20 protein-coding genes and 2 pseudogenes are annotated in these 22,243 nt (G+C 59.6%); 9 read left to right on the top strand and 13 right to left on the bottom strand.

Going from position 1 to position 22,243, the window contains the following annotated elements; translation table 11 throughout:
- Nucleotides 1-53: 53 nt before the first annotated feature.
- Nucleotides 54-1,265 carry an alanine transaminase gene (gene alaC, locus KGB24_RS07965; protein WP_223415555.1) on the top strand — a complete coding sequence of 404 codons (1,212 nt, stop codon included), beginning with the start codon at nucleotides 54-56 and terminating at the stop codon, nucleotides 1,263-1,265.
- Nucleotides 1,266-1,394: 129 nt separating this feature from the next.
- Here the strand turns inward: alaC and KGB24_RS07970 are convergent, their stop codons facing one another.
- The gene (locus tag KGB24_RS07970) at nucleotides 1,395-2,747 is read right to left on the bottom strand and encodes a GntP family permease (RefSeq protein WP_008038555.1); all 1,353 of its coding nucleotides are present in this window, start codon (nucleotides 2,745-2,747) and stop codon (nucleotides 1,395-1,397) included.
- Nucleotides 2,748-2,829: 82 nt separating this feature from the next.
- Nucleotides 2,830-3,363: a gluconokinase gene (locus tag KGB24_RS07975; protein WP_008032584.1), complete on the bottom strand. Its 534-nt coding sequence runs from the start codon at nucleotides 3,361-3,363 to the stop codon at nucleotides 2,830-2,832.
- 215 nt (nucleotides 3,364-3,578) lie between these two features.
- On the opposite strand from KGB24_RS07975, the gene KGB24_RS07980 reads away from it, so the two are divergent.
- The 3 genes from KGB24_RS07980 to KGB24_RS07990 all read left to right on the top strand — a co-directional run bounded on the left by KGB24_RS07980 (nucleotide 3,579) and on the right by KGB24_RS07990 (nucleotide 6,105).
- Nucleotides 3,579-4,610, top strand: a complete 1,032-nt coding sequence (locus KGB24_RS07980) for a LacI family DNA-binding transcriptional regulator (protein WP_008032586.1) — start codon at nucleotides 3,579-3,581, stop codon at nucleotides 4,608-4,610.
- Nucleotides 4,611-4,749: 139 nt separating this feature from the next.
- Nucleotides 4,750-5,382 (top strand): glutathione S-transferase family protein, encoded by a 633-nt coding sequence (locus KGB24_RS07985; RefSeq protein WP_008038561.1) that lies wholly within the window; start codon nucleotides 4,750-4,752, stop codon nucleotides 5,380-5,382.
- Between the two features lie 159 nt (nucleotides 5,383-5,541).
- Nucleotides 5,542-6,105, top strand: a complete 564-nt coding sequence (locus tag KGB24_RS07990) for a hypothetical protein (RefSeq protein ID WP_008038562.1) — start codon at nucleotides 5,542-5,544, stop codon at nucleotides 6,103-6,105.
- A 306-nt stretch (nucleotides 6,106-6,411) separates the two neighbouring features.
- Here KGB24_RS07990 and KGB24_RS29385 read toward each other — a convergent pair whose 3' ends face one another.
- From KGB24_RS29385 to KGB24_RS08005, 3 genes and pseudogenes are all read right to left on the bottom strand, one after another.
- Nucleotides 6,412-6,981 carry a methyl-accepting chemotaxis protein gene (locus KGB24_RS29385; protein WP_411736646.1) on the bottom strand — a complete coding sequence of 190 codons (570 nt, stop codon included), beginning with the start codon at nucleotides 6,979-6,981 and terminating at the stop codon, nucleotides 6,412-6,414.
- Nucleotides 6,955-7,731, bottom strand: a pseudogene (locus KGB24_RS29390) (PAS domain-containing protein); the annotation flags it as partial. The gene KGB24_RS29385 and the pseudogene KGB24_RS29390, both read right to left, overlap by 27 nt.
- Before the next feature lie 413 nt (nucleotides 7,732-8,144).
- A pseudogene (locus KGB24_RS08005) lies at nucleotides 8,145-8,979 on the bottom strand (LysR family transcriptional regulator).
- Between the two features lie 99 nt (nucleotides 8,980-9,078).
- On the opposite strand from KGB24_RS08005, the gene gstA reads away from it, so the two are divergent.
- On the top strand, nucleotides 9,079-9,681 hold the full coding sequence (gene gstA / locus KGB24_RS08010; RefSeq protein WP_223415554.1) for a glutathione transferase GstA: 603 nt from the start codon (nucleotides 9,079-9,081) through the stop codon (nucleotides 9,679-9,681).
- A 103-nt stretch (nucleotides 9,682-9,784) separates the two neighbouring features.
- Here gstA and KGB24_RS08015 read toward each other — a convergent pair whose 3' ends face one another.
- The 4 genes from KGB24_RS08015 to KGB24_RS08030 all read right to left on the bottom strand — a co-directional run bounded on the left by KGB24_RS08015 (nucleotide 9,785) and on the right by KGB24_RS08030 (nucleotide 13,414).
- On the bottom strand, nucleotides 9,785-10,798 hold the full coding sequence (locus KGB24_RS08015; protein ID WP_223415553.1) for an ABC transporter substrate-binding protein: 1,014 nt from the start codon (nucleotides 10,796-10,798) through the stop codon (nucleotides 9,785-9,787).
- Nucleotides 10,795-11,328, bottom strand: coding sequence for a sigma-70 family RNA polymerase sigma factor (locus KGB24_RS08020; RefSeq protein WP_008038576.1), 534 nt, complete (start codon nucleotides 11,326-11,328; stop codon nucleotides 10,795-10,797). The genes KGB24_RS08015 and KGB24_RS08020 overlap by 4 nt, the downstream gene beginning before the upstream one ends.
- Nucleotides 11,329-11,546: 218 nt before the next feature.
- Nucleotides 11,547-12,338, bottom strand: coding sequence for a phosphate/phosphite/phosphonate ABC transporter substrate-binding protein (locus tag KGB24_RS08025; RefSeq protein ID WP_223415552.1), 792 nt, complete (start codon nucleotides 12,336-12,338; stop codon nucleotides 11,547-11,549).
- A 134-nt stretch (nucleotides 12,339-12,472) separates the two neighbouring features.
- Nucleotides 12,473-13,414, bottom strand: a complete 942-nt coding sequence (locus tag KGB24_RS08030; protein ID WP_223413593.1) for a fatty acid desaturase — start codon at nucleotides 13,412-13,414, stop codon at nucleotides 12,473-12,475.
- A 418-nt stretch (nucleotides 13,415-13,832) separates the two neighbouring features.
- On the opposite strand from KGB24_RS08030, the gene KGB24_RS08035 reads away from it, so the two are divergent.
- A complete protein-coding gene (locus tag KGB24_RS08035) occupies nucleotides 13,833-14,249 on the top strand; it encodes a GNAT family N-acetyltransferase (protein ID WP_223413592.1) in 417 nt (138 codons plus the stop codon).
- A gap of 120 nt (nucleotides 14,250-14,369) precedes the next feature.
- Here the strand turns inward: KGB24_RS08035 and def are convergent, their stop codons facing one another.
- Both def and KGB24_RS08045 read right to left on the bottom strand, forming a co-directional pair.
- Nucleotides 14,370-14,909, bottom strand: a complete 540-nt coding sequence (gene def / locus KGB24_RS08040; protein ID WP_008032999.1) for a peptide deformylase — start codon at nucleotides 14,907-14,909, stop codon at nucleotides 14,370-14,372.
- The gene (locus KGB24_RS08045; protein WP_008032998.1) at nucleotides 14,906-15,868 is read right to left on the bottom strand and encodes a YihY/virulence factor BrkB family protein; all 963 of its coding nucleotides are present in this window, start codon (nucleotides 15,866-15,868) and stop codon (nucleotides 14,906-14,908) included. Before KGB24_RS08045 ends, def begins: the two co-directional genes overlap by 4 nt.
- A 235-nt stretch (nucleotides 15,869-16,103) precedes the next feature.
- Between KGB24_RS08045 and KGB24_RS08050 the strand changes: the two genes are divergently transcribed.
- A complete protein-coding gene (locus KGB24_RS08050) occupies nucleotides 16,104-16,481 on the top strand; it encodes a hypothetical protein (RefSeq protein WP_008032995.1) in 378 nt (125 codons plus the stop codon).
- Nucleotides 16,482-16,674: 193 nt separating this feature from the next.
- Here KGB24_RS08050 and fadD1 read toward each other — a convergent pair whose 3' ends face one another.
- Nucleotides 16,675-18,375 (bottom strand): long-chain-fatty-acid--CoA ligase FadD1, encoded by a 1,701-nt coding sequence (gene fadD1 / locus KGB24_RS08055; protein ID WP_008032993.1) that lies wholly within the window; start codon nucleotides 18,373-18,375, stop codon nucleotides 16,675-16,677.
- 394 nt (nucleotides 18,376-18,769) lie between these two features.
- Nucleotides 18,770-20,458 (bottom strand): long-chain-fatty-acid--CoA ligase FadD2, encoded by a 1,689-nt coding sequence (gene fadD2 / locus KGB24_RS08060; protein ID WP_008032992.1) that lies wholly within the window; start codon nucleotides 20,456-20,458, stop codon nucleotides 18,770-18,772.
- 215 nt (nucleotides 20,459-20,673) lie between these two features.
- On the opposite strand from fadD2, the gene KGB24_RS08065 reads away from it, so the two are divergent.
- Both KGB24_RS08065 and KGB24_RS08070 read left to right on the top strand, forming a co-directional pair.
- A complete protein-coding gene (locus KGB24_RS08065) occupies nucleotides 20,674-21,618 on the top strand; it encodes an alpha/beta hydrolase (protein ID WP_008032991.1) in 945 nt (314 codons plus the stop codon).
- 41 nt (nucleotides 21,619-21,659) lie between these two features.
- Nucleotides 21,660-22,130 carry a MaoC family dehydratase gene (locus KGB24_RS08070; RefSeq protein WP_008032990.1) on the top strand — a complete coding sequence of 157 codons (471 nt, stop codon included), beginning with the start codon at nucleotides 21,660-21,662 and terminating at the stop codon, nucleotides 22,128-22,130.
- Nucleotides 22,131-22,243: the final 113 nt, after the last annotated feature.

The raw sequence follows: 22,243 nt of genomic DNA on the forward strand, positions 1-22,243 counted from the left end.
AGTGACCAGCGTCGCTCGGACGGTTCCGGGCGCTTACGTTATCCGAGGCAACAATGGCCGAACAAGGTTCGCCGCGCCGCTTTGCGCGCATAGATCGACTCCCCCCTTACGTATTCAACATCACCGCCGAGCTGAAGATGGCCGCCCGTCGTCGTGGCGAAGACATCATCGACTTGAGCATGGGCAATCCCGACGGCCCGACGCCGCCGCACATTGTCGAAAAACTCGTCACCGTCGCCCAGCGCGAAGACACCCACGGTTATTCCACGTCCAAGGGCATTCCGCGTCTGCGCCGGGCAATTTCCAACTGGTACAAGGAACGCTACGAGGTCGACATCGACCCGGAAAGCGAAGCCATCGTGACCATCGGTTCCAAGGAAGGCCTGGCGCACTTGATGCTCGCCACTCTGGACCAGGGCGACACCGTGCTGGTGCCGAACCCGAGCTACCCGATTCACATCTACGGTGCCGTGATTGCCGGCGCCCAGGTGCGTTCGGTGCCGTTGATTCCGGGCGTGGACTTCTTCGCCGAACTGGAACGGGCGATTCGCGGCTCGATCCCGAAACCGAAGATGATGATCCTCGGCTTCCCGTCCAACCCCACCGCGCAGTGCGTTGAGCTGGATTTCTTCGAACGCGTCATCGCCCTCGCCAAACAGTACGACGTACTGGTGGTGCATGACCTGGCCTACGCCGACATCGTCTACGACGGCTGGAAAGCCCCGTCGATCATGCAAGTGCCCGGCGCCAAGGACATCGCGGTGGAGTTTTTCACCCTGTCCAAGAGCTACAACATGGCGGGCTGGCGCATCGGTTTCATGGTCGGCAACCCGGAACTGGTCAACGCCCTGGCGCGGATCAAGAGCTACCACGACTACGGCACCTTCACTCCGCTGCAAGTCGCGGCGATTGCGGCGCTGGAAGGCGATCAGCAATGCGTGAAAGACATCGCCGAGCAGTATCGTCAGCGGCGCAACGTGCTGGTCAAAGGCCTGCATGAACTGGGCTGGATGGTGGAAAACCCGAAAGCGTCTATGTACGTCTGGGCGAAGATTCCCGAAGCGTATGCGCACCTTGGCTCGTTGGAATTCGCCAAGAAACTGCTCGCCGAGGCCAAGGTCTGCGTCTCGCCGGGTGTCGGGTTCGGGGAATATGGGGATGATCATGTGCGCTTCGCGCTGATCGAAAACCAGGACCGGATACGTCAGGCCGTACGCGGAATTCGCGGGATGTTCAGGGTGGATGGTTTGGTCGCCAAATCCTGAGACCTGATACATAACACTGTGGGAGCGAGCCTGCTCGCGATAGCGGACTTACATTCAACATCTTCGCTGAATGTTAAGCCCTCATCGCGAGCAGGCTCGCTCCCACATTAGTTTTGCGGTGTCGCTACGTTAGACGAACAACGACAACAGCAGAATAAAGCCCAGGCCAACCACCGACAGGATGGTTTCCATCGCCGTCCAGGTCTTGAAGGTTTCCGCCACGGTCATGTTGAAGTACTGCTTCACCAGCCAGAAACCCGCGTCGTTGACGTGAGACAGGATCAACGAACCGGCGCCGGTCGCCAGCACCAGCAGCTCACGGTTCACACCCGGAATCATCCCCACCACCGGCACCACGATGCCTGCGCCAGTAATGGTCGCCACGGTCGCCGAACCGGTCGCGATACGGATCACCGCCGCCACCAGCCACGCCAGGAGGATCGGCGAGATTTGCGCGGCCACCGCCATGTTGCCGATGACATTACCCACGCCGCTGGTCACCAGCATCTGCTTGAAGCCACCACCGGCACCGATGATCAGGATGATCGCGGCGGTTGGCGCGAGGCTCGCATCCAGCCATTTGAGCATCTGGTTGGAGCCAATGCCCTGCTTGTAACCGAAGGTGTACAGCGACAGCAGCAACGCCAGCAGCAGAGCCGAGATCGGGTGACCGATCAGGTCCATGAAGGTGCGGAAGAAGTTGCCGTCTGGCAGCACCACGTCGGCGAAGGTCTTGAGCAGCATCAGGAACACCGGCGACAGCACGGTGATCAAGGTGATGGAGAAGCTCGGGAGATCGGCAGAATCGTTCTCACGCGCCAGTTGATCCACCAGTTCCTGGTTCGGATGGCCGGGAATGTATTTGGCAATGAAGGTGCCGTAGATCGGGCCGGCGATGATGGCCGTCGGCAGCGCAACGATCAGGCCGTAGAGAATGGTCTTGCCGATGTCGGCACCGAACACGCCGATGGCCAGCAATGGACCCGGGTGCGGCGGAACGAGCCCGTGCACCGCAGACAGACCGGCCAGCAGCGGGATACCGATCTTGATGATCGACACGCCGGTACGCCGGGCGACGATGAACACCAGCGGGATCAGCAGCACAAAACCGATTTCGAAGAACAGCGGAATGCCGACCAGGAACGCGGCGAACATCATTGCCCACTGCACTTTGTCCTTGCCGAACGCACGAATCAGCGTCTGGGCAATCTGATCCGCCCCGCCCGACTCGGCCATCATTTTGCCGAGCATCGTGCCCAGCGCGAGGATGATGCCGACGAAACCGAGCACGCCACCGAAGCCGTCCTGGAACGCCTTGATGATGGTGCCGATCGGCATGCCGGAAGTCAGCCCGAGAAAGGCTGCGGCAATGATCAGGGCAATGAACGGGTGAAATTTGAACTTGGTGATCAGGACGATAAGCCCGATCACCGTGACCACTGCATCGAGCAGCAGGAACGTCTCGTGGGACATGCCAAACATTAGGGGTGTCTCCTGGTTGTTGTTGTTATTAAAACGGGTAATTCGAAAGCCATAAGGACAGCGCTATCTCTTCAAGCAAAATTTAACCGGCGCGTTTCAGGCCGTGTTCCAGCCACCAGACGTGGGCTTGCTTCGCCAACTGGTCGACGCTGTGGTTCGAAGCATCGAGGGCCAACGTCAGCGGTTCGCCAACCGGGGATTCAAGGGTGGCGAACTGGCTGTCGATCAGGGTCGACGGCATGAAATGGCCCGGCCGATGGGAGACACGATCGGCCGCCACTTCAGGCGTGAGTTCAAGGAACACAAAGCCCAGGCCCGGCAAGGCGCTGCGCAAAACTTCGCGGTAACTGTGTTTGAGGGCCGAGCAGGTCAACACCGGGCGCTGGCCCGTGGCGTCGACGCGGCGCAGTTCATCGCACAGGCTGTCGAGCCAGCCGGCACGGTCGTCGTCGTTCAGGGGGATACCCGCGCTCATCTTTTCGATATTGGCGGCAGGGTGAAAAGTATCGCCTTCAATGGCAGTCGCGCCGCTGAGCTGGCACAAGGCTTCGCTGACGCAGGTCTTGCCGCAACCGGCAACGCCCATGATGACCAGGGCGGTGATGGGATGATTCATGTAACACCTCAGCGCGCAGACAGCGCTACCTTTGCCAGCTATGACACTAGACGAAAAGTAGAAGTTGCCGACGCCTTCTTGTCATTTTTGTGGGTTGCAGCATGTTCGTTCCGGACGCCGAAAAGCGAGGTTCAGGCAAAACTCGCTTACGCATTTGCAGCTGCATCGGGACAGCGCTACCTTAGTGCCTTGAATTTTGTTTGGCAAGCCGCCCGATGACCTCTCCTAAAAACGATAAAAATACGCGAACCACTGGCCGTCCTACCCTCAATGAAGTAGCCCGACTGGCCGGCGTCAGCCCGATTACCGCCTCCCGCGCCTTGCGCGGCGTGAGCACGGTGGCCACCGAACTGGTGGAAAAAGTCCAGAAAGCCGCGCTTGAACTCAACTACGTGGTCAACCCCGCCGCCCGAGCGTTAGCCTCGGCCCAGAGCCATTCCGTGGTGGTTTTGGTGCCGTCGCTGTCCAACTTGCTGTTCATCGACACCCTGGAAGCCATTCATCAGGTTTTACGACCGAAGGGCTTCGAAGTGCTGATCGGCAACTTCCATTACTCGCGCGATGAAGAAGAAAACCTGCTGCGCAATTACATGGCCTATCAGCCGCGCGGTTTGCTGCTGACCGGGTTTGATCGCACCGAAAGTTCGCGGCGGATGATCGAGGCGAGCAATATTCCCTGCGTGTACATGATGGAACTCGACAGCGCTGCGGGCCTCAATTGCGTGGGTTTCTCGCAACTGGCGGCCGGCGAAACGGCGGCGGAGCATTTGCTGTCCCGCGGTCGCAAGCGCCTGGCGTACATCGGTGCGCAACTGGATCAGCGCACGTTGCTGCGCGGCGAAGGGTTTCGCAAAGCCCTGCAAAAGGCCGGTCGATATGACCCGGACCTGGAAGTGCTGACGCCCCGCGCCTCTTCCGTCGGCCTGGGCGGCGAGCTGTTCCTGCAACTGATCGCCAGTCATCCCGATGTCGATGCGATCTTCTTCGGCAACGACGACCTGGCCCAGGGCGCGCTGCTGGAAGCGATGCGCTGCGGAATCAAAATTCCCGAACAAGTGGCAGTCCTCGGTTTCAACGACCTCCCGGCCTCGGCGCACATGGTCCCGCGCCTGAGCAGCATCAATACCCCGCGCGAGGCAATTGGCCGGCGCGCGGCAGAGCAGATGCTGACGCTGATGGCGGGCAACACGGTGGCGAAACCGGTGCAGGACATGGGGTTCGAATTGAAGGTGCGCGAAAGCACATAACCCTGTAGGAGCCGGCTTGCCGGCGATCGCCTCACCGCGTTGTACCTGACGGACCGAGGTGATGCGATCGCCAGCAAGCTGGCTCCTACAGAGGTATTCTGATCTTCCGGAAGCATCGAATCGCTAAAGGAGCAGCTCCATGGAACATGCACTGAAGATTCTCGGCAAAGCCTCGTCCATCAACGTCAGAAAAGTCCTGTGGACCTGCGACGAGCTGGGCCTTTCCTACGAACGCGAGGACTGGGGCAGCGGGTATGCGTCGACCCACAGTCCCGAATTTGTCCGGCTCAACCCCAACGCACAGGTGCCGGTGATCATCGATGAGGCCGGCGTGCTGTGGGAGTCCAATACCATCTGCCGTTACCTGGCCGGCAAACACCCACACGCTGAATTGCTGCCGCACGAACCGGCGGCGCGCGCCCGGGTGGAGCAGTGGATGGATTGGCAAGCCACCGATCTCAATTCGTCCTGGAGCTACGCGTTCACGGCGCTGGTACGCAAAGACCCGGAGTTCCAGGACGCGCACCGGATTGCGACGGGCTTACGCGGCTGGAATCAGAAGATGGGCATCCTCGAACATCAGCTCGCGACCACCAAAGCCTATGTTGCCGGACCACGGTTCACGTTGGCCGATATCGTCATCGGGCTGTCAGTCAACCGCTGGCTGATGACGCCGATGGATCGACCGGACTTCCCGGCCATCGACGAATATTTCCAACGCCTGGCGCAACGCCCCGGCTTCCTCAAACACGGCTGCAACGGCCTGCCTTGATCGGTCGACCTCTGCCGTCGGGCGGCAAAGGTTGACCGCAACGCTTTCGTTTTCTGCTCAAGAAAAAAACATAACCAATTGAAAGTACTAGGTTTCATTACCTAGGCACGCTAATTGCTCAAGTCGCTGCACCGCAAACACCTACAAGGTCTACTCATCATGTTGGTCAGTGCAAAGCAAAACCTAGTGACGCCGCTTCCCAAAAAGCCGGGCGACGAACCGACTGCGGACGCCGCCGCGGGTCTTCAAGGTGGCCTGCAAGCCGTGTTGATGCAGAGCGTGCAAAACAATATCCAGCTGCAAAACGTGAAGAACGATGGGAAGGTTCTGGCGTCTGCGTCCAAGCTCGCCACGGAACAGGTCAGCGCCGCCAATAAAATCAGCGACAACGTCGATGAAGCGTTCGCCAAGACCCGTGTCGCGCTGCAAGCCACCGATGCCTCGACAGTGCCAAAGGCCGGTGAAAGCACCGCCATGGCCGACTTCAAGGATTACATGAGCAAAACCCCGGAACAGCGGTTGCGCGACAGTATTCTGAAGGAGATGGGGATTACCGAAGAAGACCTGAAAGCCATGCCGCCGGAGAAACAACTGGCGGTCGGTAAAGAGATTGCCGAACGTCTGCAAGACAAGATAAAACTGGCGCAGGCCGAGAAAGAAAACGGCAGCAGCAGTGAGAAAAGCGGCGCCCAGGTGGTCGACAAGTTCCTCGCATCGCTCTGACCACACGGATGCTTCTGTAGGAGCCAGCTTGCTGGCGATGGCGATTATCAGGACGCCATCGCCGGCAAGCCGGCTCCTACAGGGATCGTGGCGGATTCTGGATTGTGGGTTCACCCAAGAACTGTAGGAGCCAGCTTGCTGGCGATGGCGATCTTCAGGACGCTATCGCCGGCAAGCCGGCTCCTACAGGGATCGTGGCGGATTCTGGATTGTGGGTTCACCCAAGAACTGTAGGAGCCGGCTTGCTGGCGATGGCGTCCGCAAGATCGCCATCGCCGGCAAGTCGGGCTCCTACAGGTCAGCGTTTCAATTCAAATGCAGCGTTGAATTGAACTGGCTGATCGCATCCACCACGTGCCGCGAGCCTTGCTGGATTTCCAGGATCACCTCCCCCGCCTCGTTCGCCAGTTCCACCCCAAGGCCGGTGCGGCTCAAGCTCGACTGCATGCTCGACACCGCGCTCAACGACAAATCGTGGTTTTTGCGCACCACGTCGACAATCTCCAGTGTCGCCTGGCTCGTGCGTGCCGCGAGGCTGCGAACCTCATCCGCCACCACGGCAAACCCTCGGCCGTGCTCCCCGGCCCGCGCCGCCTCGATGGCCGCGTTGAGCGCCAGCAGGTTGGTCTGGTCGGCAATGCCGCGAATGGTCTGAACGATGGTGCCGATGATGTCGGACTGTTTGCTCACCGCATCAATGCTCAGCGCCGCTTCGTTCAAGTCCCTGGAAATGTCCTGGATGATCTGCACCGTCTGCTGCACCACCTGAGATCCCTTCTGCGCGCAGGCATCGTTCTGCACCGAGGTGCTGTGGGCCGACTCCGCAGCCGTTTGCAGCGTGGTCACTTGCTGTGTGATGTCGCTGGCGAACTTCACCACTTTGTACAAACGGCCCTTGGCGTCGAACAACGGGTTGTAGGACGCTTCGAGAAAAATCGTATGACCATGCTTGTCTCTGCGTTCGAAACGGTGCGAGTGATATTCGCCGCGATTCAGTGAAGCCCAAAACCCTTTGTAAGACGGCGATTCGGCTTCGGCGCGGTGGCAAAACAGGCTGTGATGCTGGCCGACGATTTCGTTGAGCGCGTAATGCGTGGTCTTCAGGAAGTTTTCATTGGCGGTGATTACATTGCCAGCGGGGGTGAATTCGATCACCGCCATCGAACGACCGATTGCCGCGAGCATGCTTTCGTTTTCGTGTTCCTTGTTCACCCTGTCCGTAATGTCGGTGGCGACTTTGATCACACTGCTGACTTGCCGGTCGGGACCGATAACCGGCATGTAACTGGCTTCGAGCCAGATCTCCTTGCCGCCCTTGTTCAAGCGCAGGAAAGTCCCGCTGAGCGACTCACCACGGGCCAGGTCACGCCACAATTTGGCGTAGGCTTCGCTGCGATAAAACGTTTCCTCGCAAAAGATCCGGTGATGTTTGCCGCGCACTTCTTCGGCGCTGTAACCCATGGCTTTGCAAAAGTTGTCGTTGGCATCGAGCACGATGCCGTCAGGGGTGAACTCAATCATCGCCATCGAACGACTGACGGCCGCCAACTTGGCGTTGGCCTCGGTCAGCGCACAGCTGTAGCGCTCGATTTCCTGCAGGTCAGCCTTGTGATGTAGGTTAAACATGGTCGTATCACCCTAAGCGCGGTCGTTTGATTGATGAAAGTTCTTCGGTCTTTCAACGTATCCACCACAACGTTCCATGGAACAGGCACACGCATTCCTCCACGGGAGGAACTGTCAGGTGATCAATGATGTTGAATCGGAGAGTCCATGTGGCAACGCTCTTATCAAGACATCCGTCTCTTGATAGCCCGGGACCGGGCCAGCCCTAACGTTTTCATAAGTAACTCCCTTTGCCGTAAAACTCCTTGCCGCTCGCATCGGTGCCTTGGGGTGCGCACTCTGAAGCGTGCATGCCGGCCTTCACATGGCGACCGACATGATTCGTCAGGACTGAGCATAGCCAGCCGCATTAGGCTTGCAAGGCCACTAGTCGGCCAGTATTGGGGACAAAAACGGTTCAGCTAACGCCTGATTCAATGTTCAGCGAGCATGCTCAACAACGCCTGCACCGCTGCCGAGGGTTGTTTGTTTGCGGCGACCACCAAGGCAAACTCACGATCGATACGCGGTTTGACCGGCACCACACGCAGCCCCTGGAGATGGGTGGGCAAGGTCATTTCCGGCACCAGGGTGACTCCGATGTTTTCGCGCACCAGCGTGAACGCACTGCTCCACTCGCGGACCTCGACCCGAACGTCGCGCAATTGCAGACCGGCATCGGCGGCCAGGCTGCGGGCGTTGGTCGAACAGCCGCCCGTGGCCAGCACAAACGGCTGGTCTGCCAACTCCGCAAGGGTGACGCCTTGTTCAATCGAGCGGCGTGCCAAGGGATGGCCGCCGGGCAACACCGCGACCCAGGCATCGCGCCCCAAACGCCCGGCATTGCGCTCCGGCGCCGAGCAGTGCTTCCACTTCATCGTCGCTGACTTCCAGCGCGACCACCTGAATGCCGGGGTAAAGCCGGCTGAATGTGCGCAGCAGCGGCGGCAGAAAGGTTGCCAGCACCATGGGAAAACTCGCCAGGCGAATCGTCCCGCGCTGGATGTCTTTCGCGGCATCGACGGTGCTGCGGATGTTTTCCAGGGCGCCGAGCATGGTCCGGGCCTGCTCGATGACCGGCAGGCCGATAGCGGTCGGCAGCGTTTGGCGATTCTCCCGAGTGAACAGCTGCACGCCGAGGGTTTCTTCGATCAGCGCCAACGCCTGGCTCGCGCCTGACTGGGTCATGCCGACCCGCTCGGCCGCGCGGGTAATGTTGCCCGTATCGGCCACTGCCACCACCATTCGCCAGTGCATCAGATTCATCATGGCAGTAGCTTTCCTTATGGCGGTTTTCTGAAAGATTAATTTTACCGAGGGCGCCGCGCACTATGACACTGGCGCAAATCCCCAACCAGAGCCCTGCCGATGAAGTTGTATTACGCCCCTCAAGCCTGCTCGCTGGCACCGCACATTGTGCTGCGTGAACTGGACCTGCCGTTCGAGTTGATCCGCGTCGATAACCGCACCAAACGGACCGCGAACGGTGCCGATTTCCTCGCCATCAACCCGAAGGGTTACGTCGCGGCGCTGCAACTCGACAACGGTGACGTGCTGACTGAAGGCCCGGCGATCCTGCAATACCTGGCGGACCTGCGACCCGAGGCGAACCTGGCGCCCGTGAACGGAACGTTCGAGCGAGTGCGGTTGCAGGAGTGGCTGAATTTCGTTTCGACGGAGATTCATGGCGGGCTGGGTTGGCTGTTCAACGCGCAGCTCCCCGAGGAGGTGCAAGCGCTGATCAGGGAGAAGTTGTTCAAGCGCTTTGCGGTGTTGTGTCAGACGCTGGAGCGCCAGGATTATCTGCTGGCGGGTGGGTTCAGCGTGGCGGATGCTTACTTGTTTACGGTGTTGCGGTGGGCGCCGTTGTTTGCGATAGATTTGGATCAGTGGCCGGTGTTGGCGCGGTTTCAGGCGCGGGTTGATTTGCGCCCGGCGGTGCAAGCGGCGTTGGCCGTGGAGTTGGTGTAAGGTTTTAGATTGATTCGCGGGCAAGCCTCGCTCCTACAGGATTAACGATACCTTTGTAGGAGCGAGGCTTGCCCGCGAAATCGATGTAACAGACGCCGAAAAATTACAAACTCGCACTCACTTTGGTCGCCACCTCACCCGGCACCCACCCCTTCCAGATCTGCGGCTGATCGCGCAAAAACGCTTCCGCCACCTGACGCGGTTGCTGGCGTTTTTCGCTCATCTGCGCCAGCGTCTGGTTCAGCAGATCGATCGGGAAATCGACTTTCTCGAAGAACGACACCAAGTCCGGATACTGCGTCTTGAACGGTGCAGACACGCCGATCGCCAGGCTCGCCGGCATCGAGCGCGTGCCTTTGGGGTTTGGGTTGTTGGCATCGGCCAGGGTCTTCCAGGCCTCGGCGTCGAACGGCGGCTCTTCGAGTTTCACCAGTTTGAAGCGGCCCAATAGCGGCGTCGGCGACCAGTAGTAGAACAACACCGGTTTACCGCGACGGATCGACGAGGCCACTTCGGCATCCAGCGCCGCGCCGGAGCCGGTGCGGAAGTTGACGAAGCTGGTGGTCAGGTCGTAGGCCTTGAGCTTCTGACTGTTGACGATCTCCGAAGTCCAGCCGGTCGGGCTATTGAGGAAACGCCCGCGACTCGGGTCTTCAGGGTCGCGGAACACGTCTTTGTAGCGCGCCAGATCGGCGACGGATTTCAGCTCCGGCGCCAGCGGTTTGATCCCGCGCTCCGGGTCGCCCTTGATCACGTATTCCGGCACCCACCAGCCTTCGGTGGCGCCTTTGACGGTGTCGCCCAGCCCGAACACTTTGCCTTCCGACGCCGCCTTGACCCACGCCGGACTGCGCCCGGCCCACTCTTCACCGATCACTTGAATGTCGTTCTTGGCCAATGCCGCTTCAAGGCTGACGGTGCTGCCCGGCAAAGTGTCGGTCGGGTAGCCGTAACCTTTTTCGACGATCAACCGCAGGATCTCGGTGATCAGGCTGCCGCTTTCCCAGGTGATGTCACCGAAGTGGATTGGCTTGGTTTGTTCCGCGGCGGGAACGTGGCTCGCCACAAGGCTCAGGGCCAGCAGCGAACTGCCGAGCAGGGTTTTGATCGATTTCATGCGGACCTCTGGTGCAAGGGTTCATTGGCGCTGTGCTGGGCGCACAACGCTTGGGAGCGGGTCATGTAGACGCTGACCGAGCGCTGGGAAATGCCCAGTTCGGCAGCGATTTGCGGGTACGTCAGGCCATCGATGCGCGACAACAGGAACGTCGCCCGGACTTTGCCCGGCAAACGCTCAAGCGTTCGGTCGAGGCGGTGCAACGCCTGGGTCAGTTGCAGCAATTCCTCGGGCGAGGACGCTTGGGGCTGATCGAGGTGTTGCAGTTGATCGAGGTGCTGACGCTCCAGATCGCGGCGGCGCCAGAGCTGATAAATCAACCGGCGGGCGATGGTGGTGAGCAAGGCGCGGGGCTCGCGGATCGGGGTCAGACCCGGCGATTCGAGCAGTTGCGCGAAGGTCTCGGCGGCGATGTCTTCGACGCTGGAACTGGCCCCGAGAAACTGGCGCAACCGAGCGCACAGCCAGGGGTAATGGGCGCGGAACAATCCGCCCACATCGTTTCGATGGGATACGTCGGTGCCGGACATAGAGGCTCCAAGGGTTAGGGTCGCTGAATGTCCGGTGGTCCGGTGACGTGAATCCTAGCAAGGAGCCTTATTCTTTAATAATACTTAAAATGCATTTTTATATTCATTTAAGGAATTAAAGTGGTATTTGATGGATCGCCTTCGCGGGCAAGCCTCGCTCCTACAGGTGCAGCGCTAGACCTGTAGGAGCGTGGCTTGCCCGCGAAGGCGATCTCTACTCAACGCAACCGCCCAAACCCCAACGCCTCAGCTTCCTGCTGATAATCAAGAACAACCTGATAGTCGCTCTCGCTGGCCGGCAACACCTCGTGCAACCCGAGGATTTCGGCGACATCGGGCAATTCCCGCAACGTCTCGTTCATCACCTGCCGCAACGCCTCTACCTGCTCATCGGTCGCCGTCGCAACGGTGATATACGGCAAGGTCGGGCTGAACGCGCTACGCACCACCACGCGCAATCCCGCCACTTCCTCTTCGGCGTGCCGCGCCAGGTAGGCGAAGGTCACGCTGTCGATGGCGGCGAGGTCGGCTTGATCTTCACGCAGCCAGCGCAGGCTCTCGCGGTGGCTGCCGCTGATACCGACGCTGGCGAAGAACTGCCCGTCGCGGTGCAACGGCGCCAGTCGTTGACGCAGCAGGTTCATGCCGCTATTGGAGTCTTCGCCGTTGATCACGCCACGGCTGCCGAAAAACGCGGGCAAGGTCCGGCGTGAATCATCGGCACGGCTCAGCAGCAGGCTGCAATGGTTGCCGCCGCTGCTGTCCGGCAGTTCGTAACGAGGCCGGCCGATAACCCGAACCTGGCCGCGCAATGCGGTCATCAGCGGATAGCCGCAGGTTTGGGTCAGCAACAACTGCGGGGACAGCCACAGGTCCATCAGCGATAGCCCATCGGCATTGCGGCGGGTGGCACCCAGACGTTCGAGGATTCGCGTCAGCCAACGCTCGTTGGCCTGGCGGATGGGTTCGGGGGCGACGTACATCAGTAATTCGGCGAGGTGTTGAGTCATCAAAATCGTCCATACAACGAAAATCAACTGTAGGAGCCGGCTTGCTGGCGATAGCGGTGTGTCATGTTGCATTGATGGGACTGATACACCGCCATCGCCAGCAAGCCGGCTCCTACAAGGGGATGCGTTTGCAATCAGTGGAAGGGGTGTTTCGGGCTGTCGATCGCCTTTATCCCGTTCTCACGCCACAACTGAGCATAACCCTGCACCAGAAACCCGCCGCTGCGCGCCACCCATTGCTCGCGGCGCGCATGGTAGGCGCGGGGCAAGTCGTACCAGGGCAGGCCCGGCAAGTCGTGATGCACCAGATGAAAATTCAGGTTCAGGAACAGCCAGCGCCATGGCCAGCCGGCTTCATTGAGCACGGTGCGTTGCTCGGGTTGCGCATGGGGACGGTGCTCATAGTAGGAGCGGATCATTGCAATCGACAGCGCCGGCACGCTGATCAGCAACAGGTAATGCCACACCGGCACCACGCTGTAATGGGCGATGAACAGCAACATCAACACGGTCAGTGCGCCGTGGGTCAGCCACATCAACCAGGCCTGTCGATCACCCGACTTCAGGCGCTGAAGCTCTTCGCGCGCCAGCGCCAGCAAGGCCAGCGGCGCACCGATGATGAAGCGTCCGAGTACGGTTTTGTTCAACCAATGCAGGCTCTGTTCAAACACGGAACTGCCCTGCCACCGCTCGGCACTCAGGTAACGGCTTTCCGGATCGATGCCCGGCAAGGTCAGGTCTTCGTCGCGGTGATGCAGCAGATGGCTGTCGCGATACAACGTGTAGGGATACCAGACGGCGAACGGTGCGTAACCGAGGATTTTGTTCAGCGTGGTCCAGCGGGTGGGATGACCGTGGAGCAATTCGTGCTGCACCGACAACCACAACACCACCAGCGGAATCAGCAACAACGTGCTCCACCAGACGCCCAATCGATTGCTAGCCAACATGATGCTGAACCAGCCGCCGTACACGCCGATCAGCAGCAACCAGGTCGGCCACTCGGTGCGAGCAGTCAGGCGATGGCGCAGGGTTTCGATTTCTTCTCGGTGGGCACTATCGAAGTAATGGGGCATGGCGTTGCTCAGATCGGGGACCAGTCCCCTTCTGTGCAATGGCATCGGGAAATCTTGCAGATTATTTTGCCCCCCTCCTGTAGGAGCTGGCTTGCCGGCGATGGACTCTCAGACACCGCGTTTTTTTCTATGTAAACGCGTCATCGTTAACGGCCATCGCCGGCAAGCCAGCTCCTACAGGGGGATGGGTTTCATGCTTACCGCTTAATGGCCGAACACTCCCACCTTCTTGGCCTTCTTGTCCGCGCGTTTTTCATCGGCGGTTTTCGCCGGTTTCTTCTTCGCTGCTTTTTTTGAATCCATGCCTTTGGCCATGATACGTACTCCACTCATACGGGATGTGAGATCAGGTATACACCTATCCCCGGCCGCCCGTTCTTTTATAATCGCCCGCTTTGCGCACACACAGACCCGCCCCATGACCGACACTCAATACACCTTGCTCGACGAGCCGTTATGGCCCCTGATGAACAAGTTTTATCGCGCTCACCAATCGTCGATGAAAGCGGTCCGCGACGCTCAATTGTGGGTGGCCAGGCGCAACGAGATCATTGCGGCGCTATGCTTGCGACCGGTCTCGGGCGGGCATTGGTTGACCGGTTTGCTTGTCGACCCGGCCTGTCGTGAACAAGGGATCGCAGCGACGCTGATTGCCGAAGCGGTGAACGGTCTCGACCAACCGGTGTGGCTGTTCTGCCACCCGGACTTGCGGGGTTTTTATGAGCGTCGCGGGTTTACCTTCGATCCGCCCATGCCTTACGCGATGGTCGAACGCTTGAGCCGCTATGCGCGCAGCAAACCGATGATTGCGATGGGCTTGGAGCCGGTCGGATAAACATGAAGATCAACTGTAGGAGTGAGCCTGCTCGCGATTGCGGTGGGTCAGTCACCAACAGTATTTACTGTCACGGCCCCATCGCGAGCAGGCTCGCTCCTACAGGGTTTGACGGTGAGGTCAATCGTCGGCGTTGGGATCTAGATCCGGAAACATCACTTCGGTAAACCCGAATTTGCTGAAGTCGGTAATCCGCGACGGGTACAACCGGCCGATCAGGTGATCACATTCGTGCTGCACCACACGGGCGTGAAACCCTGAAGCGATGCGCACGATCGGCTCGCCTTTCGGGTCGAAACCTTCATAGCGAATTTGCTGGTACCGACTCACCGCGCCGCGTAATCCGGGCACCGACAGGCAGCCTTCAAACCCCTCTTCCATCACCGGGCTCAACGGCGTGATCAGCGGATTGATCAGGATCGTCTGCGGCACCGCTTCAGCGTCCGGATAACGCTCGCTGTGCTCGAAACCGAAGATCACCAGTTGCAGGTCGACGCCGATCTGCGGCGCGGCCAGGCCCACCCCGCCGACGCTTTCCATGGTCTGGAACATGTCGTCGATCAGTTGCCACAGCTCGGGGCTGTCGAACATCTCGGCGGGGACCGGCGGCGCAATGCGCAGCAGGCGTTCGTCGCCCATTTTCAGGATTTCACGGATCATTTGATGACTTCGTCAGTGGGTGGTTTCACCGAGTGATCCCGGCCCAGTCCGGAAACGTGATGTTTCTCTTCGTGGACAGGACCATGCTCGCCGGGGACCTTTTCGCCAGGGTCCTTGCCTTCGGTCGACATGTGTTCGATCACCGCATTCATTTCCGCGCCGAGCAGCAGCACCGCGGCGGAAATGTAGAAGTACAGCAACAGCACGATGATCGCGCCGATACTGCCATACATGGCGTTGTAGTTGGCGAAGGTCTTGACGTAAAACGCAAAGCCCAACGACGCGATGATCCACACCACCACCGCCAGCACCGAGCCTGGGGTGATGAAACGAAACTCCTGTTTGACGTCGGGCATGACGTAATAGATCAGCGCCACGGCAATCATCATCAGGATCACGATGACCGGCCAGCGAGCGATGGTCCAGACCGTGACAATAAAGTCTTCAAGGCCAACCTGCGCGGCGATCCAGCCCATCACTTGCGGCCCGAGCACCATCAGCGCGGCGGCAATCAGCAACATCCCGGCAATGCCGATCGTGTAGAAAACCGACAGCGGAAAACGCTTCCAGAACGGCCGGCCTTCGACCACGTCATACGCGGCGTTCATCGCGCTCATCATCAGTCGCACGCCGGCCGAGGCCGTATACAGCGCGATGACGATACCGACCGAGAGCAAGCCGCCCTTGGATTGCTGGAGCTGGTCGATCACCGGGTTCACCTGCTCCAGCGCCTGGGGCGGCAGGACCAGTTCCGATTGCAGGCGCAGCCAGGAAAAGAAGTCCGGCAGGTGCAGGAAACCGATCAGGGCAATCAGAAAAAGAATGAAGGGAAACAACGAAAACAGCATTTGATAGGCCAACGCCGAGGCATAGGTCGACATCTCGTCGGCGACGAACTCGGTGACCGTGCGCACCATCACGCGATGGAGGGGCACACCTTTCATGTCCGGGAAAATCATTAGCGTCTCCTTTCGCCGCAATGGGGTTGAAGTCGTGGCGACTCGGGGGCCGTTTTCTACATCAAAGTAGCCTACTTGGCGACTTTGAAACAATTTCCGTGCGCAAGTTCAGGCTGACACAAAAACGACATTTCATCGTTCCGTGCAGGTTGGGCTTTATGTTTGCCGACCAACCCCCGAGAATGCGCAACGTATTCAGGCCACGGCCCTGAAGATCCAATCCCGTAGGAATGTTATGAAACTCGATAAAAAGCAGGCCATTGCCCGCAGAAACCAGGAACTCGGCGGTGCTGTGCTTGGCGTCAACAACTGCCATTTCGCCGAATTGAACCGTAACCGCAACATCTGGTGGTTCGATCTCCCGGTGGCGCGCCTGGCCATTGGTCAGTACGAATGGATTCACCTGCTGATGCACACGCCGGACACCGACGAACTGCTGCACCTGAAAGTGCCGACGGTGTTCCTGCGCGAAAAACTAGAAGGGCTGGTGGTGCGTAACCAGGGCAAGCGCAAGGCTGCGCTGAGCCTGGAACTGAGTGCGGACAAGGATTCGTACCTGCAGGACATGCGCCCGGCGGGCACCAACGTCAATTTCGCGCCGTTCCGCCAATAACCACAAACGCCTGACCGCCTGCCGACCTGTGGGAGCGAGCCTGCTCGCGATGGTCGTCAACGATAACGCGGGCTGCCTGAATGAAAGCGTTGTCCGAACGTCTATCGCCGGCAAGCCGGTCTCGCTCCCACAGTGGTTAATCTTTGCCTGACAGGCAACAAAAAGCCCCGCATCTGCGGGGCTTTTTGCTGGATTACGCGGTGGTCTTCTTCGCGTTGATCTTCTTCAGCTCTTCATCACGCAATTCCCGACGCAGGATCTTGCCAACGTTGGTCGTCGGCAGCGCATCGCGGAACTCGACGGCTTTCGGCACTTTGTAGCCGGTGACGTTCGCACGCATGTGCTCCATCACTTGCTCTTTGGTGAGGGTCACGCCCGGTTTGGCGACGATGAAAATCTTGATCGCCTCGCCCGACTTCTCGTCCGGCACGCCGATGGCCGCGCATTGCAGCACGCCCGGCAGGGTCGCGAGCACGTCTTCGAGCTCATTCGGGTACACGTTGAAACCGGACACCAGGATCATGTCTTTCTTGCGATCGACAATGCGCATGTAGCCGTCAGGCTGGATCAGCGCGATGTCACCGGTCTTCAACCAGCCTTCGCTGTCGAGCATTTCGTCGGTGGCTTCCTGACGCTGCCAGTAGCCCTTCATCACCTGCGGACCTTTCACACACAGTTCGCCGATTTCGCCCAACGGCTGTTCAACGCCGGCATCGTCGATGACTTTGCACAGGGTCGACGGCACCGGAATGCCGATGGTGCCGATCTGGATGTTCTGGATCGGGTTCACGGTGGCCACCGGGCTGGTTTCGGTCATGCCGTAACCTTCGCAGATGGCGCAACCGGTGACCGCTTTCCAGCGTTCGGCCGCGGCCAGTTGCAGGGCCATGCCGCCCGACAGGGTGACTTTCAGCGCCGAGAAATCCAGCTTGCGGAAGCCCTCGTTGTTGCACAGGGCCACGAACAGCGTGTTCAGGCCGACGAAGCCGCTGAACTTCCACTTCGACAGTTCCTTGACCATCGCCGTCAGGTCGCGCGGGTTGCTGATCAGGATGTTGTGGTTGCCGATCAGCATCATCGCCATGCAATGAAAGGTGAAGGCATAGATGTGGTAAAGCGGCAGCGGCGTGATCAGGATCTCGCAACCTTCATTCAGGTTGGAACCCATCAGCGCCTTGCACTGCAACATGTTGGCGACGAGGTTGCGATGGGTCAGCATTGCACCCTTGGCCACGCCAGTGGTGCCGCCGGTGTATTGCAGCACCGCCACGTCGCTGCTGGCCGGGTTGGCTTCAGCCACTGGCTGGCCATGGCCCTTGCTCAACACGTCGTTGAACTTGATGGCTTTGGGCAAGTGATACGCCGGGACCATCTTCTTCACGTACTTGATGACGCTGTTGATCAGCAGGCGCTTGAGCGGCGGCAGCAGGTCGGCGACTTCGGTGACGATGACGTGCTTGACGCCGGTTTTTGGCACGACGGCCTCGGCCAGATGCGCCATGTTGGCCAGGCAGACCAGGGCTTTGGCACCGGAGTCGTTGAACTGGTGTTCCATTTCCCGCGCGGTGTACAGCGGGTTGGTGTTGACCACGATCAGCCCGGCGCGGATGGCACCGAACACAGCGACCGGGTACTGCAAGACGTTGGGCAGTTGCACGGCGATTCGATCGCCCGGCTGCAAGTCGGTATGCTGTTGCAGGTAAGCGGCAAAGGCACCGGACAATTCGTACAGTTCACCGTAGGTGATTGTCTTGCCCAGGTTACTGAATGCCGGCTTGTCGGCGAAGCGTTGGCAGGACTGTTTCAACACTGCCTGAATATTCGGATACTCGTCCGGATTGATGTCGGCAGCAATCCCGGCAGGGTACTTATCCTTCCAGAAGTCTTCGATCATGGAAGCCCACTCCTCAGCAACGCGAATTCAAATACCGCATTTGATGCGATTATTATTGGTGTTTGATTATTGGTGAGTCTGGGCTTTTTACAGAGGCCGAGAGGTCACAAAGCGCGCCGAGAGTAGCAGCTTTGCCAAGGGCCGACTAGAGCCAAAAGCGGCCTCTACAGTCACATTCGTGACTCAAGAATGACAAGCGGTCATTTTAGAGCAAAAAACCTATATATCGCTGAAAGCCTTTAAATCCGGGCTTTACCTGACAATGTAGGAGCGAGCCTGCTCGCGAAAAACGCCCAGACAACGCGATCATTCAGACACGGCGCGTTATCGTTGACGTCCATCGCGAGCAGGCTCGCTCCTACAGGGAACCGCGCGAAACGCGGCCATTTATCGGTTACGCGATATCCCGCAACTCCCGCCGCAGAATCTTGCCCACTGGCGTCATCGGCAACGACTCACGCAACACGATGTGCTTGGGCACTTTGTACGCGGTGAAGTTTTCCTTGCAGTAAGCCTTCAACTCTTCAAGGCTGACCCCCGATTCACGCGCCACCACAAACAACTTCACCGCCTCGCCCGAACGTTCGTCCGGCACACCGATGACGGCGCAGTTGGCGACTTTCGGGTGAGCCATCACCACGTCTTCGATTTCGTTCGGGTACACGTTGAAACCCGAGACGATGATCATGTCTTTCTTGCGATCGACGATGCGCACAAAACCGTCCGGGTCGATCACCGCGATGTCGCCGGACTTGAACCAGCCTTCGGCATCCAGCACTTCGGCGGTGGCTTCGGGTTTCTGCCAGTAGCCCTTCATGATCTGCGGGCCCTTGATGCACAGTTCGCCGCGCTCGCCCAACGGTTGCTCGACGCCTTCGTCGTTGATGACTTTCAACGTGGTGCCCGGCACCGGCAGGCCGACCGTGCCGATCCGCGATTTGTCGCCGTACGGGTTGGTGCACGCCACCGGCGAGGTTTCGGTCAGGCCGTAACCTTCGGTGATGCGGCAACCGGTCAGTTGCTCCCAGCGCTCGGCGGTGGCCTTGACCAGCGCGGTACCGCCAGAGTTGGTGAGCTTGAGGCTGGAGAAATCCAGGGTCTTGAAGTCCGGGTGGTCCATCAACGCGACGAACAGCGTGTTGAGCCCCAGCAACGCCGAGAACCGCCAGTTTTTCAGCTCCTTGATGAAACCCTTGATGTCTCGTGGATTGGTGATCAGCACGTTGTGGTTGCCGGTCACCATCATGCACATGCAATTCGCCGTGAATGCATAGATGTGGTACAGCGGCAGCGGCGCGATCATCACTTCCTGCCCCTCGCGCAACAACGGCTGGCCGTCAGCGCCGAACTGGCCGAGGCAGGCGCGTGCCTGCTGCATGTTCGCCACCAGGTTGCCGTGGGTCAGCATCGCGCCCTTGGCCAGCCCGGTGGTGCCGCCGGTGTATTGCAGCACGGCGATATCGTTGAGGCCGGCGTTCAACGGCTTGATGCCCAGGCCCCGACCCAGACGCAGCGCGCTCCTGAAGGAAATGGCCTGCGGCAAGGCGTAGTCCGGGACCATTTTCTTGACCTTGCTGACCAGGGTGTTGACCAGCCAGCCCTTGGCGGCGGGCATCAGGTCGCCCATCTTCGCTTCGATCAGGTACTGGATGTCGGTGTCGGCCAGCACTTCCTGGACCTTCTGCCCGAATACGTTCAGGTAAACCAGTGCCCGGGCACCGGAATCCTTGAACTGATGACGCATTTCCCGCGCGGTGTACAGCGGGTTGGTGTTGACCACGATCAGCCCGGCGCGCAACGCACCGAACACGGCAATTGGGTAATGCAGGACGTTGGGCATCTGCACCGCGATGCGATCGCCGGGCTCCAGGTCGGTGTGGGCTTGCAGGTAACCGGCGAACGCGGCGCTGTAGCGTTCCAGTTCGGCGTAGGTCAGGGTGACGCCCATGTTGCTGAAGGCCGGGCGGTCAGCAAATTTTTTGCAGGAACGCTCGAACACCTCGATCACCGACTTGTAAGCCCCTTGTTCGATGTCCAGGGGTACGCCGGCCGGGCGTTTGTCATTCCAGAAATCAGGTTGCATTGTTCTTGTCCTCTTTACCTGAACCTATCCGGGGCCGCTTTTGTGTCACCTTTGAAAAAGCGGAGCTTCACGGACACTAGCAGCTATGGCGAATCAGGCAAATATGCCAACAACCGTCATTGACCGTGTGAATCTCGGTGCCGTGGTGCGGCCTGATCAGACGGTAAGCGCAGGATGCGCTATACAATGGGCCGAGCCCATGCAAAGGAATCGCCATGATCCACGACACCTTCTGGCTGACCGCGAGTGACCGCAGCCGCCTCTTCGTCAACCAGTGGCTGCCCGCAGCGCCGTTGAAAGCGGTGATCCTGCTGGCCCACGGCATGGCCGAACACAGCGGTCGCTATGCGCGCCTGGCAGAAAAGTGCTGCGCACAGGACTACGGTGTGTACGCACCGGACCTGCGTGGACATGGCAAAACTGCCGAAAACGGGACACTCGGTCATTTCGCCGACGACGATGGCTGGTGCAAGGTGGTCGGCGACCTCGCCAGCCTCAATCAGCACATTGGCCAGCATCATCCCGGCGTGCCGATCGTGTTGCTCGGCCACAGCATGGGCAGCTACATCGCCCAGGCTTATCTGCTGCATCACAGCGCCAGCCTGCACGGCGCTGTGCTCAGCGGCTCAAATTTCCAGCCAGTGGCGCTTTATCGTGCGGCGCGGCAGATTGCCCGCCTGGAACGACTGCGCCAAGGGCCGAAGGGCCGCAGCGCGCTGATCGAATGGCTGTCGTTCGGCTCGTTCAACAAGGCCTTCAAACCGGCCCGCACCCGGTTCGACTGGCTCAGCCGCGACCCGGCGGAGGTCGATCTGTACGCCAACGACCCGCTCTGCGGCTTTCGCTGCACCAACCAACTGTGGATCGATTTGCTCGGCGGCTTGCAGCAAATCAGCAAAGCGTCCAATCTCGCTCAGATCGATCCGGGCCTGCCATTGCTGGTGATAGGCGGTGAATGTGATCCGGTGAGCGAAGGCAAGCGTCTGAAAGATCTGGCCGATGCGCTACGCGCCGCAGGCAGCCAGAGCCTGCAACTGACGATTTACCCGCAGGCACGGCACGAACTGTTCAACGAGAGCAACCGCGATGAGGTGACGGCCGATGTGCTGGGCTGGATCGCACAAGCCCTGAGCCACCGCCGCCCGCCCCGATCCGAATAGTTTTTTTGTGGTTTTTTTATTTGTCACAGGAATTGAAACAGATGACCCAGGTTACCAACACCCCGTACGAAGCCCTCGAAGTCGGCCAGACCGCCAGCTACAGCAAGACGGTCGAAGAGCGTGACATTCAGCTGTTCGCCGCCATGTCGGGTGACCACAACCCGGTGCATCTGGACGCCGAATTCGCCGCCGGCACCATGTTCAAGGAACGCATCGCGCACGGCATGTTCAGTGGCGCGTTGATCAGCGCTGCGGTTGCCTGCGAGTTGCCTGGGCCGGGGACTATTTATATCGGTCAGCAGATGAGCTTTCAGAAGCCGGTGAAGCTTGGCGACACGCTGACGGTGCGCCTGGAGATTCTGGAGAAGTTGCCGAAATTCCGTGTGCGCATTGCCACCCGCGTGTTCAACCAGCGCGATGAGTTGGTGGTGGATGGCGAGGCGGAGATTCTGGCGCCGCGTAAGCAGCAGACCGTGACGTTGACTAGTCTGCCGGCGATCAGCATCGGCTGAGTCCGGCGGGCACCTGTAGGAGCGAGCCTGCTCGCGAAGGACGTTAACGATAACGCGTTCATCCTGAATAAACGCGTTGCTCTCAAGTCCTTCGCGAGCAGGCTCGCTCCTAC

It is taken from the genome of Pseudomonas sp. BF-RE-25 (genome assembly GCF_019956105.1).
Taxonomy (GTDB): domain Bacteria; phylum Pseudomonadota; class Gammaproteobacteria; order Pseudomonadales; family Pseudomonadaceae; genus Aquipseudomonas; species Aquipseudomonas migulae.